Here is a 13,367-nt window from a genome sequence, read left to right on the forward strand (position 1 = left end):
GGTTACTCCAGGTCCCACTGGACGCCTGGGTTCGTCACCGCTCCGTTTGCTGCTGATCCGAAGTCCCGATGATATTTTGCCATGATGCCGTTCTCGTAGGTAGGTGTCGGATCGTGATCTTCCAGTCTGGCTTCGAGTTCGGCCGCTGTCAAGTCGACGGATAATTCGAGGGCGTCGATATCGATCGTCACGGAATCTCCGTCTTCGAGTGCAGCAATTGGACCCCCGACATACGCTTCTGGGGCGACGTGACCGATGGACAACCCTCGGGTCGCACCAGAGAACCGTCCATCAGTGAAAAGCGCCACGTCCTCGGCGTGACCTTGCCCGGCTACCGCCGACGTAACACCAAGCATCTCTCGCATACCGGGCCCGCCTCTGGGCCCCTCGTTCCTGATACAAATGACATCGCCAGATTCGACCCGACCCTCCTCCACGTATTTCATTGCCGGCTCCTCGGACTCGAAGACCCTGACAGGACCGTCATGCCGAAGATGATCTTCTCCTGTGATCTTGATTACGGCGCCATTTGGAGCGAGATTGCCCGTCAAAATACGGATGGCACCGCGTTCGTGTATCGGGTCTTCGACTGGATGGAGAAAGTGAGCGTCAAGATCAGCAACAGCGGGCGGGTCCAATCGGTCAAGTTCCGACGCAAGTGAATCTCCGGTCACCGTTTCGGCGTCGCCATGAAGCAGGCCTGCCTGGAGTAATTCGTTGAGAACCACGGGGACACCACCGATTTCGTGCAAATCGTTCATGACTTTGGACCCCCCGGGTTGGAGGTGTGCAATTTTCGGTGTCCGTTGGCTGATTTCGTTGAATGTCTGTATGTCCAGATCCACCCCAGCTTCGGCAGCCATCGCGAGCAGGTGCAACACGGCGTTGGTCGACCCACCAACTGCCACCTGAAGGGCGATGGCGTTCTCGAAGGACTCCCTGGTCAGGAAATCCGAGGGTCGCCGCCGTTCTGTGACCGCCTCGACGGCGATCCGTCCAGCCCGTTCTGCCTCCTCGTATCGGGCTTCCTGTTCTGCTGGGGGCGAAGCCGAACCGAGTGGAGCAAAACCTAGCGTCTCGGCGACTGAAGCCATCGTATTGGCGGTAAACATGCCACCACAGGCCCCTGGGCCCGGACACGCCACCCGCTCCATCTGGTCCAATTCTTCGGGTTTCATGTCACCCGTTGCGACCGCACCCACCCCTTCGAACATGTTTTGGATCGTGATTTCCCGGCCCTCATGTTGCCCTGGCATGATCGAACCCCCATAGAGGAAGACCGAGGGAAGGTCGGTCCTGATGGAGGCCATCATCATGCCCGGCATGTTCTTATCACATCCACCAAGCGTGATCAGACCGTCCATTCGTTCGCCAAAGGCGACGAGTTCGACCGAATCCGCAATCACCTCTCGGGAGATTAACGACGCCTTCATGCCCTCAGTTCCCATCGAGATGGCATCCGAAATGGTGATCGTCCCGAATTCGATCGGCATTCCCCCAGCTTCGTCGACGGCGTCATAGGCCCGCTCAGAGACCGTATCGAGGTGGACGTTACACGGCGTTATATCCGCAGCGGGGTTGGCCAGGCCGATCAATGGCGAGGCGAGATCGTCGTCGTTGTAGTCCATCGCCCGAAACATTGCTCGATGTGGGGCTCTGTCTGCCCCTTGCACGACCTCGTTGCTCGGCAAGTCCGGGTCTTTGTCGTACTCGAAAAGTGACCGGTCCTTGTCCTGGTCAGTCATACCAAATCAAAGCCGGGACCGGACTTAAGTCCCGGCGTTTGGGACGATGACGCCAGGGCTGGGCCTGCGCTGCTGAAAGTAGAACAACCTCAATGCCCGGAGGACGGCTCTCCCGCGTCAGCGATTCGGTCGTCGTACTTCCCCAGGGCCTCGCCGAGTGCAGCGCCTGCATTGATGTCCAGCGCCTCAGAAAATGCAAGAAGGGCAAACAACACGTCTCCTATCTCGTCGGACTTGACCTCGAGCTCTGTTGGAGCAGACCCGTAGTCCGTCGATTCAGCCGCGTCTTTTGCGACTTCACCTACCTCAGAGATGAGGTCCAGGAGCCTGTAAGCAGGCGGAGCTTCCATTCCTTCCGCTTCAATAAACGCAGCCACTTGCTCTTGTTCCTCCATGCCAGCAATGCAAGTGGAACCAAGAAAATCGTTCGGGCAGAAGAAATCAACGCGGGTTCCCGGTCCCACGTTGAAATTACCGCCCGGGTGTATCTCTCAGACAGAGCCTATCCTGGTCGGTTTATTACCGTTCTTTCAAGTCACCTTCTCCCCCCTAAAGGGCGGAGCTTGTCGGTGGACTCCCGTACTGGCCGACCCTATGAGATCCGGAGATCCGTGATAAAATGACCGTATTACTGCCCCCTTCCCATCCTTCCGAGTATTTGTGGCTCAATCAGTGGGTTCAGCTTTCTGTCTCTTGGGTTGAAGAGGATTACTTCAGGATGATTTTTAGTAGTTGCTTCCGTGGTAATAGTGAGTTTATTTCAAACATCAATGTCGGTAGTATTCTATCGATCGAGGTTTGACAGGATGTAATGGAAACTCCGATTCCAACAGTTTTCACACAAAATGCGTTAAAATTCTTCTTTCAGTTCGTCCCGCCGGTACCGGTCGCTGAGTTCGTAGCCGGAAACGTTCCCTTTAGTGCCAACCGAGAACACGTAGCGGCCGAGGATATCTTGGGTGTCCGGGACGGCTTCCCGTTCAAGGACTTCGAGAACGACCCGCCAGCCCGCATCATTCGATTCAATCTTAATGACATCCTCTACCTGATGGTCAAGAAGTTGATCAGCAGCATCGATCACTATCTGACGCGCCTCATTCAGGTCTATTCGCTCTGACTCTGTCGACCCATCCTCGGTTGGGCCCGAAACAGTTTGTCCAGAATCGAGTTCGTTGCTGTTGGCTGTGGATTCCTCCCACGAACGTTCTGTTTCGGCCGACTCGTTCTCCGATGGAGTTTCAGTCATTGGTGTGTTGTTAGTGCCCTAACAACTAAGGCTAACGGTCATTCTGACAATTCCTGCGCTTCGAGGATATTTTCAACCTGTTCTCGAAGGTCTGATAATTCGTCTTGCTGTGCGACTTTTGAGGCCAATACGTCGACACAGATCTCACGGAACGTTTCCATGTCCTTTCGGTCGACTTCCGCGAGTCCTTCGGCAGCCATAATCTCAGCCCGCGTCCCGACATTGATTTCTAGAATGCCTCTCAGTTCCCGGAAGATATCGACGATCGATTCAATCTCCGATTGCGATAAGTCTTCGTCCACGTGTTTGCTGACGATCTTCATTTCCGTTTCAAAATCATAGAAATCCATATAGACCCCCACCAACCGGTCGAGCAGTGCGTCCTGTGGTTCGTGAACGCCTGCGTATTCGACGGAATTTGACGTGAGGATCGCTCGAAACTCCGGATGGACTTCAACGAATCGCGATTCACCTCGTTTGCCGGGTAGTTCGAGCACGCCTTCCTCAAAGACCGACAACAGGACGTTGTTCGCGACAGGTTTCGTCCGTGAAAATTCGTTGTAAACAAGCGTACCGCCCTCTTTTACCGCGAGTGTGAGGGGATTGTCAACCCATCGGTCGCGAATGATATCCTTGCTCTTAATGACATTGTGAATGTACTTGTCCCGTTCAGAGTACCGCTCTTCTTGAGCGTATTCCCCGACAAGGTCGTTCGTATTCAATTCAGCGTCCCCGTTGATCCAGACTACTGGGCGGTCCAGTTCCCGGGCAACCTCAATAGCTAGGGCTGTCTTTCCACAACCAGTCGGGCCTATGAGATGAATGGGATGGTTCGCCTCGATCCACCGATGAAGTCGTCGTTTCAGTTGTTGAATTTCGTCGGTTTCGACGAACGGCTGCTCGGCGATGGCGACAGATTCGGACAAATCCGATTGCTGGAGGTCCTGGGTTTCGTTATTGACCGCCTGGCTCATTCTCTGCAGTTCTTTTTCTTGGCGTGTGTGTTGTTTCTCCGATTGTGAAGTTCTGATTTGCGAGCCTCGAACCTTCCGGTCGTCGGTCCCTCCGTTTTGAGTCATTCTTCTTTGGGGCGAAGGGGAACATCTTCGCCGTATTCGTCACGATATTTTTCAATTGTCAGGTCGTGGGTTTGAAGATGCGGTTCTGTGATTGCCTTGAAGTACTCGCCACATATCTTGCACATGACCATATCTTCAGGCTCCGCTTCGGACGATTCAACATTTTCTTCCGCCGCTTCGACGTCTTCTTCCTCATATTCATTTTCTTCGACCGGCTCGGTCGTTTCTTTCGTCTCAGAATCTTCCTCGACATCAGGGGCTTTGGATGAGGATCTGGGTGACTCCTGTTCTGCTTCCGACTCCGATTTGTCGGTCACTTCCCCCTCCGTGACCGATTCGACTTCGGAACTGGCTTCGGAATCCGTCGTGGTACTTGGTTCGCCCTCGGATTCTTCCGCTCTTTCCGGTTCACGTTCGGCCTCCGTACCCGTCTCAGGTAAGTCGAACCCGTAGAACGTCTTGGTGTACCCCTCGAACGCTGCGAGTGATTCGGCCGTTTGGGCTTCGAATTCTTCGACTGCGTCAAAGAATGCCTCCACATCTTCATTTTGGAACCTCCGTGCGAATTCCGCTAATTCATCGGCTTCGGTGTCGATTTCCCCTTCGACGGAATCGACTGATGTCCTGAACGCATCAACATAGTCGCCGAACGAATCCTCAGCATCGTTGTACTCTTGCTCCAAGGCCTGAATCGCGTCTATCATCGCTCCAATATCTTTTATCTCCTCCACGTCAGCCATAAACCTCGGGCCGTAGTCATTGTAAGCCCCCACCTTCGTTTCTACGTCCTCACGATGAGTTTCAATCTTCTTCTGAAAGGTTTCTCCATACCCTTCGAATTCTTTTCCAGCACGGGAAAATGCCGTTTGCATATCGGCGATTGCGGACAGAAAGCCTTGAACGGAAAGCAGGTTTTCCACGTCACCTTGGAACTCTTCGTTGTATTCTTCGAATTCGTCCTGGCAGTCTTGGAGGTCCTGCCGCTGGGTAATAATTGATTCCCGAAAAGCGTCTACGTCGCCCGTGAAGGAGTTTCGATAGTCTGCGAATGCGTCTTCTGTCGTCTCAAAGTACCGTCGCGTCGATTCGAACTCCGCGTGTAAATCGGAAACATCCCATTTTCGGTCGCTGTCTTTTTCGAACCGGTTCACGAATTTCTCGAACTCTTCGGCCACTGCATCGAAAGAATCGAGTTTGGTATTTACGCTCATGGTGTGTTATGAACAAAAACCGGTAGTTGATGGTCGATACCTCCGTTGAACCTATGACCGGTTAGGCTTCCGCTCCGGCCGTCAGTTCGGCTTGTTCGATTTTTGCTATCTCTTCGGCATAGTGGAGGAACGTATCTACTGACGCCGCCACCACGCGTGCCTCGACGGTCAGAATCTCGATGCCTACCAGCGAAACTCTCGCCCAAATATCCACAACAACTCCTTTGTCGAGGACCCTGTCAAGCACTTCTGCAAGACTCGAACTGTCGGGTTGTGCCATTGTTTTTTTACTCCCCTTCCATCTGCAAATTTGGCTCCTATTCGTAAATACATCAGTATAATATCACTGCTCGTTTCATCGGCCATATCGTCGGTCGTAACTACGCATGTACTCGAAGATGGCACTATGGGGTTGGATATACAACCCCAAACTGAGGGCAAATACCATTTGGGACAATGACAACAAGTGCCGTCAGTCTAATAGAGCGGGAGTACCCGGGCTTCGAGCGATTGCCAAACGAAGTGGAAGACTTCTTTGCTGAGACCAGGGGCCAATCATTATTAGTCACCGGTGCGCCGGGAACAGGGAAGACACTATTCACCCTTCGTGTACTCGATTCGCTTGCAAGAGGTCCGGATGAAGCATTGTATGTCTCATCCCGAATCGACGAGGACGCCATTCACCGGTTATACCTCGATGAGTACACTTCGCTCGACAGGACAAACGTACTTGACCTGTCCCGGGGACCATTCGACACGCCATTGAACGTCGATTTTCCGTTTGACGATCTCTCCAGAGACACGTTTCTCGACTGGGTCCGGACGGTCAGTGATGTGAGTCATGGTTTCGCCCTCGCTTTCGACAGTTGGAAATTGATACAGGAGTCGTTGGGTCCCCCGGCCCGAGAACGGGGTAAGGACGAGGGACTTGTGGACAGACTGGCAGCCTTGGCTCGGCAAGAAGGAATCGATCTGGTACTGGTCGCAGAGAGCAAGAGCGCGAGCGCTCTTGAGTATATCTCTGACGGGGTTGTCCGTCTCCTGGTGAAAGAAAATAATGCTGGACAAACCTTACGAACGCTCCTCCTCGAAAAACTTCGAGGGGTTCATATTGGCAATCGATCAAAGCCCTTCACCCTAAGTGGTGGGAAATATCGCAGTTGCTCTCCTGTTCGAATCGAAGAGATCCGGGCAGGGCCTGACGCTGGACAATGGGAGCCGACATCGGGCACGAGATCGACGTTTGCCACGGGGATCGAAACGCTTGACGACCTGCTTACGAACGGTTACAATCGTGGAAGCCTCGTCCACGTCGAACTCGGGCCAGATTTGCCCCGCGATGCGTGGACACTCGTAGTCATACCAACGATCAGAAACTTTCTCGCCAAGGAACGGGGGGTCGCAGTCGTTCCGCCTCGAGAGAGTAGCCCGGGGTTGCTTCATAGTGATTTGAGTGCCGCCGTCTCACCAGATGTCTTCGAGGAAAAATGCACTGTGTTTGAGCCGTCAATGGACGTTTCAGCCATTGAAGGCGAGCCAAACGAGGAATTTGGGTGGCCAGTTTATCAGACCAAATTGGAGGGTGGAAAAACCAAGCTGCACAAGGGTGATTCGAAGATCGGACACGACGTGGGAGATAGCCGAGGAATAACCATACAGACGTTTTTGCAAGAAATCGAGAAAATCCGGCCTTCGGATGATGGGCCAGTCTTGCATGTCCTTGATACGGAAGCGATGGAAAGTAGAATCAAGTCCCGCTTAGGCGACTTGGCACGATACATCGCCCTCCACAACGATTTGGCCCTTTTTATCACGAAACCTGGCAGCGAACTCCAGACGGGAACAGATCGCGTGGCAGATGTCCATCTACGGCTCGAACGGCAAGAGGGAACAATTGTACTTTCCGGAAGGAACCCTGTCACGCCACTGCTCAGTGTCGGAGTCGACACCAAAAAATCAGTTCCAAGGGTGGTCCTCGTGGAGATGGTCTAAAACGGGTGACCGGTCCAAAAATCAAAGAGAGACTCATGACGAACGTGTACGCCTACGGCATTATCGAACAGGAAGACCTTGAGTTGGTCGTTGAAGCTGTAGCAGGGGCATCACGCGTGTACACGGTTGACTACAAGACACTCTCCGCGGTCGTTTCGCCTATTGATACAAAAGACCCGGAGCGGACCGATACGGATGTCAACCGGCATAACGAGGTGCTTCGAACTGTCATGGAACATGGCGATGGGCGGACTGTTGTTCCAATGAGCTTCGGTATGGCATTTAAAAATGAACGAACGCTCAAAGGCGTTATGCGGGGGGCAAGACGTGCCTTTCGCAAGGCATTGAACGATATCGAGGGAACAGTCGAACTGGGCGTCAAACTCATCGCGAGTGATTCGGCCGATCTCAACGGAGAAGCTATCCGCGATGATGTTGGAGACCGCCTTGGGCCTCATTATGTAAGCGAAACTGACAATGATCTGTTCAGTGAGAGACTCCTCCTAAATAAGTCGTATCTCGTGGAGAGAGACGGACGGGACGCATTCGACGATGCTATCGACAAGATTGAAGCTGAGTACGAAGACGTACTTACCGTCCAATACACCGGACCCTGGGCCCCCTACAACTTCGTAGACATCCATATTGGAGCCAACAAGGGAGGTAGATAAGTATGCTACTGGTCGACGACCTTCTAATTCGACCATTCATCTCCATCTTGGAAACCCTCCAGACCCTCGCGCTCAAAGAGATGTATGATATCGAATCCATTCAAGACGACCTCAAGGAAAATCAGCTCTTGTACGAACTTGGCGAGCGGACAAAAGCAGAGTACGAACAGCAGAAGGCTGAACTCGAGTCCGAACTCAAGATAGCCGAGTCGATTCAGAAACAAATGAATGGCCGGATCGAGGTGAAACGATGATACCTTTCGATGACGACCCCAATGGAATGGATCGTTCCGGAACGAACAACGGGGTTGATGGCCTGCTAGACGCCCTTCGAACGATCTTCGGATCTCTTTCGAAAATTGAGGCAGAAGGTGGACATCGGAAAGGGGAAGGTCACATCGATCAGAACTGGAGAAGTGTCGATTATCGTTACGATGTCTCTATCGGCCTCAGCGAATTCTCAGACGATTTTACCGAAGACGATCATCGGGGAAAGGAGCCCCCGAAAACGATCCGCTTTGAACCAGAATCGGCCGACAAGAGCTACGTTATCCGAGTGGACGAGACCGGTGACAAGATTCGCGTCTTCGCCGACCTACCTGGGACCGCAGAGAGGGACATTGACGTCTCCGTTACAGACGACGGGAATCTGCTGGAACTGACCGTCGAGGACGAAGTCGTCGAGTCCGTCCCTCTCAACTGGGACGAAACCACTTTGGTGGATGTCAGTTTCACCAATAAAATTTTGGAGGTTACCATGGAGAAAAACCATGACTCGTAAAAACGACAAGCGGGACCGCAAACAGGCTCGTGCAATTCGAAAAGCATCGGCGAACCGTAAGAAGGCACGACAAAAATTGCTCCAGCAACGGAAGAAATTAGCACGCCGTCGCCGGGAAAATCGAAAAAAGTCGGCTGAAAACCGAGACCAAGAGCAGAAAGATGAAGCAAACCCTACGGCCCGGTCGACGGTTCCAGACCAAAAATCGAACGCTGAGAACGCAGCTCGAAACTCTAATTCCACGGTTCCAAAAAAACCCAAACACTCCAGATCACCAGTGGAAAAGCGGTTATACGGGACCAAACTCCGGGAAGCCGGCGAAGGTACGGATCCATTCTCAAGTGACGCCCATAAGGAAGACGAAATGGATAGCGGTGAGACGTCATGAGCGATCCAAAACCGACACGAACACAGGGAGACCTTGCCGAATTGGTGGAAACACTGCTCGACAAAGGGGTCGTCATAAACGCCGATATCGTCGTGACAGTCGGCGACACTGAATTGCTGGGGGTGCAACTCCGAGCGGCGCTCGCCTCATTCGAGACAGCCGCGAAGTATGGTCTGGAGTTCCCCGCGGGAACGAATATGAAACGGGTTCAGAAGGAAGCTGACGTCGAACCTCTTGAGGACGACGAAACGAGGCCAGCCAGACCCCTATCAGATACAAACGAAGGTGACTGAGCAATGGAACTCGCTGTTGAGGACACTAACGGTGCCCATTCGGGGCTGGTAGGGCTGGTCTTGACGGTGGTCGAACTGCTTGCAGAAGCGATGGAGAAAGAAGCTATCCGACGGATGGAATCTGGCGAACTGACCGACGAAGAGATTGAACGCCTCGGCCGAACCATCAAATCACTGTGGGAAGAGATTGACCGACTGAAAGAAGAAGAAGGCGTCGAGGAGCAAGTTGATGATCTCCGCGGTGATCTGGATTCCTTAATTGATGACGCTGTTCGAGACCTCGAAACGTCAGGTGGAAGGCGCCAGCGAAGCGGAATACGGGAGGATCCCATCAATGACTGAAAACGATCAATACGTGTACTGTCTCGTCGATACTTCCGATGATTGCGATCTATCAATAAACGATACCGGGATGAATGGCGAACCAGTCGAGGTTGTTGATGTGGGCGGGGTCGGAATAGTCACACACACTACCGACGGATTGTATGACTCGGATAATTTGGATCAAATTCAGCAGTGGTTGCTTGATCATCAGTCGGTCGTAGATTCTGCTGGAGAAACGTATGGAACGCCGCTGCCATTACAATTCGACACAGTGTTTGAGGGAGGGATGGCGGCTGTAGAGGACTGGGTCTCCACTCATCACCAAGAAATCATTGAACACCTCAACTCTCTTGCCGGACACTGGGAATACCGAGTTCACTTACTTTGGGACGACGGGGCGTTCGAATCGACGGTAACTGAGGAAGACGGAAGACTAAAGCATCTCGCTCGTCGGAAGGAGGAAGCTACCGCAGGTAAAAGTTACATGATCGAGAAACAGTACGATCAACGATTGCGCGAGCGAAGACAGGAGCGGAAAAGCGAGCTTGTTAAAACCCTGATCAACGCGGTAGAACCAATCGCGGTGAATTACTTCGAAATGGATGACAGTGGATCCCTCATTACGGAGAGCCACAAAGAGGAACGTAATCGAGTGACCCGATTAGGGGTACTCACTCATAGGGACGACGAGCAGGCGCTCGGCGAAAGACTCGACGATGTCGCTGCGATCGATGGAGTGACAATCCGATTCACTGGACCGTGGCCTCCCTACGGATTCACACCGGAATTCGAATAAGGAGTGACTATGCAACCGGAGAAGAATCAGGACCATGCGCTCGTTGAACTGGTAGATGTGCTACTTCGTGAAGGGGCGGTGTTGCAGGCCGATGTGGTCGTAACCGTCGCCGACGTGCCGTTGATCGGCATTAACCTCCAAGCCGCTATCGCCGGAATGGCAACCATGACCGAGTACGGTCTCTTGCGGGAATTCGACACAGCAGTTCGAAAGCGACCAAAAACACAGCGGGACCGAAATAAAACCACGGGTAATATGGAGTCAAAGAAACATCAGCTCCGTCCAAGGGAAGATTAACAATCGGTAGAATGAAATCATCTAGCGTCGATCTGGGATTGCTCAATGACGGATTTCTCGACACGTTCGATCTTCCAATCCAGATAGCGATCATGAACGGTAGCGGTACGATTGTCGCAACAGACGACAACTGGCAGTCGTGCCCGAATAGCAATCCGATATGGATGGATGCGATTTCCCCAAAAACCGATTTACTCGCTGTTCTTGGGGATCTAGACGGTCGACACGCCAATGAAATTCGGAAGGGGATCAGCGAAATACTTTCGGGCGGCCAAGAAACATTCGAATCTCAATATTCATTCGATACCGAAAGTGGGATTCGGTGGTTCCGCCTGGCGGTCGGATCTTTGGGAGCAGGTGGCGAACAGTTAGTGAAAATCGTGCAGTTAGAGATTACCAAACAAAAACGGTTACAGAGAAGAATTCAACACCATCTTGCCAGTCAGGACCGGCTGATTACGGAGGCTCCATTCCCAATTTTTACCATTGACGGTGACTGGCAAATTCGTAAGATGAACGATCCGGCTGCAGAACTGGTTGGAGTGGAGAAACCTAGTGATTTGCGAGGGCAGGGTATCATGGAACTTGTTCATCCTGAAGATGAAGAATCGGTTCGTGATCGATTGAATCGACTTCTTGAAGGGGTGCCAATTGGACCAGGAACGAACACACTTCTCGGACTGGACGGCATCCAACGGACTTTCGTGTGGGCTGCAGTTCCGTTTGTCAGAAATGGCAACACGAGATTACTGGTGTTTGGAAACGAGGTTCCACATTTCAAAGACCGAGTGCGATCCTCCCAACAATTCCAAAAAGCTTCAAGAGATTTTATCAATGCAGAAACACCTGCTGAAGTGATTGGCGATCTCAAACGAAAGCAGGCCCTCATTGCTGCCCAATCAGTGGAACTCACGTTTCGGATCTCAGACCATGAATGCCTGTTTTCCAGGATGGCAGATATCTTAGAAGGTCAAATTAGATTCGAGAAACACATAGAACGGGAGAGCAATACAAAGATTTTTATCACTATTTACGATGTTGATCCAGAGACTGTTAGAGATCTTCCCGCTCACATTGATTCTATACATACGATTGATATTCTCCGCCAACGGGGCGCCAACAAGATTTCCGCCCGTATCAGTATATCCGAGCCGTTTCTCGGAACGGTGGTCTCAAAGTGGGGTGGGATGGTGGCAGAGATTACGACAGAGCAATCTTCGTGTCGGGTCGTGGCCACTGTTCCGGATATCGACATTGTCCCATCGATTAAATCATCCTTGGATGAGCACTTTCCAACAACTCAACTAGTATCAAAACGACCGTTAGAGAACGAAAAGGAGATAGTAAGTGATCGAATATCATTTAAGGACAAACTGACAGAACGACAACTCGAGGTTTTCCAAACGGCCTATCATGCCGGATACTTTGAGTCTCCGCGGGCAAAAAAAGGAGAGGAAATCGCCAGAATTCTTGACATAACATCTCAGGCGTTTTATCAACACATCAGGACGATTCAACGAAAGTTCGCCAATACAGTGTTCGGCAAGTAACCTACTGAAGATCGAATTTTAAAACCACTGAAGTATATATTTTATTTCATAATTATAGACCGTTTGTGCCGTAGTTGTTGGCACGCCAACTTAATTTTTAAACCAACAAAAATAAATCCTGTTAACTATTATCATAATATGGTATGGACTCTGAAAAAGAGTCTGCCCTTTCAGATTTACTTGATGCAGATAACGGGGGGACTGAGAACATACTCGCATTCAAAAATTCCGAACTTGCTCGAATAGGGGATCCTGACACTCAATTTGATATGCAAAATACCGAGGAGACCCTCTTGGGCAACAATCAATACAATCAGTCGAACGCAATAGTTTCATATCTCACAAAGGGTTGCATACATGATGAGATTCTCAAAACGCATCTTGACGACCTTTTACTTGTCTTGATCGCTACCCGGGAGGGTGCTTGTGGGAAGACATTGCGGTCCGACCTGTTTTCAATCGGATACGAAATAAGCCCTGGGACACTCTATCCACATCTTCACGCCCTCGAAGATGACGGAGTGCTGACGATGCATGAAGGAGTCAAAATAAAAGAGTTTAAACTTTCCGATAGGGATGAAGTTCACGATCGACTGGAAAAAAGAGTTAGCAACCTTATCAGGCTATCTATCGTCTTCAACGTTGCCAATTCATGCCTCTGAGTGAGGAATACCGAAATTAGGTCTTTCGAATGGCCGGTTTGAAAATTGAGGCCTCGGCAAGCGATGGTGTAAATTAGTTCCGTAAATCTTGTTAAAATGTACAAAGTCCGGAAATTGGGAATCGTAAGAGAGATTTTACATCGATCGAGTCATTTACAACGCCGTTGAAGGGACCCCGACATAAAATATGGGCCTCGAACTCAGCAGTTGACGCCCATACAGACACACGTCGCTCAATGCTACGCTATACTGTGTTTCGGCTACAGCCACTGGCCATCTGGCTCCAATGTTCGCTACTTTTCGTATTCACCTAGTCTTATTCTTCTCCTTGA

The 13,367-nt window shown here is 51.4% G+C and carries 16 protein-coding genes; 10 read left to right on the forward strand and 6 right to left on the reverse strand.

Annotated elements, in window-relative coordinates; translation table 11 throughout:
* Positions 1-2: 2 nt before the first annotated feature.
* The 6 genes from ilvD to gvpA form a co-directional block, all read right to left on the reverse strand.
* A complete protein-coding gene (ilvD, locus tag V5A26_RS03275) occupies positions 3-1,745 on the reverse strand; it encodes a dihydroxy-acid dehydratase (RefSeq protein WP_332320132.1) in 1,743 nt (580 codons plus the stop codon).
* 89 nt (positions 1,746-1,834) lie between these two features.
* Complete coding sequence (locus V5A26_RS03280) at positions 1,835-2,140, reverse strand: MazG-like family protein (RefSeq protein ID WP_332320133.1); 306 nt, start codon at positions 2,138-2,140, stop codon at positions 1,835-1,837.
* 455 nt (positions 2,141-2,595) lie between these two features.
* Entirely contained in the window at positions 2,596-2,991 is a 396-nt protein-coding gene (locus V5A26_RS03285) for a gas vesicle protein GvpO (RefSeq protein WP_332321126.1), read from the reverse strand.
* 38 nt (positions 2,992-3,029) lie between these two features.
* Positions 3,030-4,070 carry a gas vesicle protein GvpN gene (gvpN, locus tag V5A26_RS03290; protein ID WP_442908742.1) on the reverse strand — a complete coding sequence of 347 codons (1,041 nt, stop codon included), beginning with the start codon at positions 4,068-4,070 and terminating at the stop codon, positions 3,030-3,032.
* Positions 4,067-5,281 carry a MucR family transcriptional regulator gene (locus V5A26_RS03295; protein WP_332322214.1) on the reverse strand — a complete coding sequence of 405 codons (1,215 nt, stop codon included), beginning with the start codon at positions 5,279-5,281 and terminating at the stop codon, positions 4,067-4,069. The genes gvpN and V5A26_RS03295 overlap by 4 nt, the downstream gene beginning before the upstream one ends.
* A gap of 61 nt (positions 5,282-5,342) precedes the next feature.
* A complete protein-coding gene (gene gvpA / locus V5A26_RS03300) occupies positions 5,343-5,561 on the reverse strand; it encodes a gas vesicle protein GvpA (RefSeq protein ID WP_332321129.1) in 219 nt (72 codons plus the stop codon).
* 176 nt (positions 5,562-5,737) lie between these two features.
* Here gvpA and V5A26_RS03305 point away from each other — a divergent pair, with 176 nt between their 5' ends.
* The 10 genes from V5A26_RS03305 (at position 5,738) to V5A26_RS03350 (ending at position 13,035) form a co-directional block, all read left to right on the forward strand.
* Positions 5,738-7,273, forward strand: a complete 1,536-nt coding sequence (locus V5A26_RS03305) for a gas vesicle protein GvpD basic region 2 domain-containing protein (protein ID WP_332321130.1) — start codon at positions 5,738-5,740, stop codon at positions 7,271-7,273.
* Between the two features lie 35 nt (positions 7,274-7,308).
* Positions 7,309-7,944: a gas vesicle protein GvpF gene (gvpF, locus tag V5A26_RS03310; RefSeq protein ID WP_442908766.1), complete on the forward strand. Its 636-nt coding sequence runs from the start codon at positions 7,309-7,311 to the stop codon at positions 7,942-7,944.
* A 2-nt stretch (positions 7,945-7,946) separates the two neighbouring features.
* Positions 7,947-8,198, forward strand: a complete 252-nt coding sequence (gene gvpG / locus V5A26_RS03315; protein WP_332321132.1) for a gas vesicle protein GvpG — start codon at positions 7,947-7,949, stop codon at positions 8,196-8,198.
* Positions 8,195-8,725 (forward strand): gas vesicle protein GvpH, encoded by a 531-nt coding sequence (gene gvpH, locus V5A26_RS03320; protein WP_332321133.1) that lies wholly within the window; start codon positions 8,195-8,197, stop codon positions 8,723-8,725. Before gvpG ends, gvpH begins: the two co-directional genes overlap by 4 nt.
* Positions 8,726-9,109: 384 nt before the next feature.
* The gene (gene gvpJ / locus V5A26_RS03325; protein ID WP_442908743.1) at positions 9,110-9,406 is read left to right on the forward strand and encodes a gas vesicle protein GvpJ; all 297 of its coding nucleotides are present in this window, start codon (positions 9,110-9,112) and stop codon (positions 9,404-9,406) included.
* A gap of 3 nt (positions 9,407-9,409) precedes the next feature.
* Positions 9,410-9,748 (forward strand): gas vesicle protein K, encoded by a 339-nt coding sequence (locus V5A26_RS03330; protein WP_332321135.1) that lies wholly within the window; start codon positions 9,410-9,412, stop codon positions 9,746-9,748.
* A complete protein-coding gene (gene gvpL, locus V5A26_RS03335) occupies positions 9,741-10,526 on the forward strand; it encodes a gas vesicle protein GvpL (RefSeq protein WP_332321136.1) in 786 nt (261 codons plus the stop codon). The genes V5A26_RS03330 and gvpL overlap by 8 nt, the downstream gene beginning before the upstream one ends.
* 9 nt (positions 10,527-10,535) lie before the next feature.
* Positions 10,536-10,823: a gas vesicle protein GvpM gene (gene gvpM, locus V5A26_RS03340; protein ID WP_332321137.1), complete on the forward strand. Its 288-nt coding sequence runs from the start codon at positions 10,536-10,538 to the stop codon at positions 10,821-10,823.
* 11 nt (positions 10,824-10,834) lie between these two features.
* Positions 10,835-12,373 carry a bacterio-opsin activator domain-containing protein gene (locus tag V5A26_RS03345; protein ID WP_332322216.1) on the forward strand — a complete coding sequence of 513 codons (1,539 nt, stop codon included), beginning with the start codon at positions 10,835-10,837 and terminating at the stop codon, positions 12,371-12,373.
* 143 nt (positions 12,374-12,516) lie between these two features.
* Positions 12,517-13,035, forward strand: a complete 519-nt coding sequence (locus tag V5A26_RS03350; RefSeq protein WP_332321139.1) for a PadR family transcriptional regulator — start codon at positions 12,517-12,519, stop codon at positions 13,033-13,035.
* The last annotated feature ends 332 nt before the right edge of the window (positions 13,036-13,367 follow it).

The organism is Halodesulfurarchaeum sp., from assembly GCF_036626455.1.
Classification (GTDB): Archaea; Halobacteriota; Halobacteria; order Halobacteriales; family Halobacteriaceae; genus Halodesulfurarchaeum.

Coding starts and splice junctions, on each gene's coding strand:
- V5A26_RS03345 (WP_332322216.1), top strand. CDS start 10,835: ATGAAATCATCTAGCGTCGATCTGGGATTGCTCAATGACGGATTTCTC.
- ilvD (WP_332320132.1), bottom strand. CDS start 1,745: ATGACTGACCAGGACAAGGACCGGTCACTTTTCGAGTACGACAAAGAC.
- V5A26_RS03285 (WP_332321126.1), bottom strand. CDS start 2,991: ATGACTGAAACTCCATCGGAGAACGAGTCGGCCGAAACAGAACGTTCG.
- gvpJ (WP_442908743.1), top strand. CDS start 9,110: ATGAGCGATCCAAAACCGACACGAACACAGGGAGACCTTGCCGAATTG.
- gvpG (WP_332321132.1), top strand. CDS start 7,947: ATGCTACTGGTCGACGACCTTCTAATTCGACCATTCATCTCCATCTTG.
- V5A26_RS03295 (WP_332322214.1), bottom strand. CDS start 5,281: ATGAGCGTAAATACCAAACTCGATTCTTTCGATGCAGTGGCCGAAGAG.
- gvpL (WP_332321136.1), top strand. CDS start 9,741: ATGACTGAAAACGATCAATACGTGTACTGTCTCGTCGATACTTCCGAT.
- gvpA (WP_332321129.1), bottom strand. CDS start 5,561: ATGGCACAACCCGACAGTTCGAGTCTTGCAGAAGTGCTTGACAGGGTC.
- gvpN (WP_442908742.1), bottom strand. CDS start 4,070: ATGACTCAAAACGGAGGGACCGACGACCGGAAGGTTCGAGGCTCGCAA.
- gvpH (WP_332321133.1), top strand. CDS start 8,195: ATGATACCTTTCGATGACGACCCCAATGGAATGGATCGTTCCGGAACG.
- V5A26_RS03280 (WP_332320133.1), bottom strand. CDS start 2,140: ATGGAGGAACAAGAGCAAGTGGCTGCGTTTATTGAAGCGGAAGGAATG.
- gvpF (WP_442908766.1), top strand. CDS start 7,309: ATGACGAACGTGTACGCCTACGGCATTATCGAACAGGAAGACCTTGAG.
- gvpM (WP_332321137.1), top strand. CDS start 10,536: ATGCAACCGGAGAAGAATCAGGACCATGCGCTCGTTGAACTGGTAGAT.
- V5A26_RS03350 (WP_332321139.1), top strand. CDS start 12,517: ATGGACTCTGAAAAAGAGTCTGCCCTTTCAGATTTACTTGATGCAGAT.
- V5A26_RS03330 (WP_332321135.1), top strand. CDS start 9,410: ATGGAACTCGCTGTTGAGGACACTAACGGTGCCCATTCGGGGCTGGTA.
- V5A26_RS03305 (WP_332321130.1), top strand. CDS start 5,738: ATGACAACAAGTGCCGTCAGTCTAATAGAGCGGGAGTACCCGGGCTTC.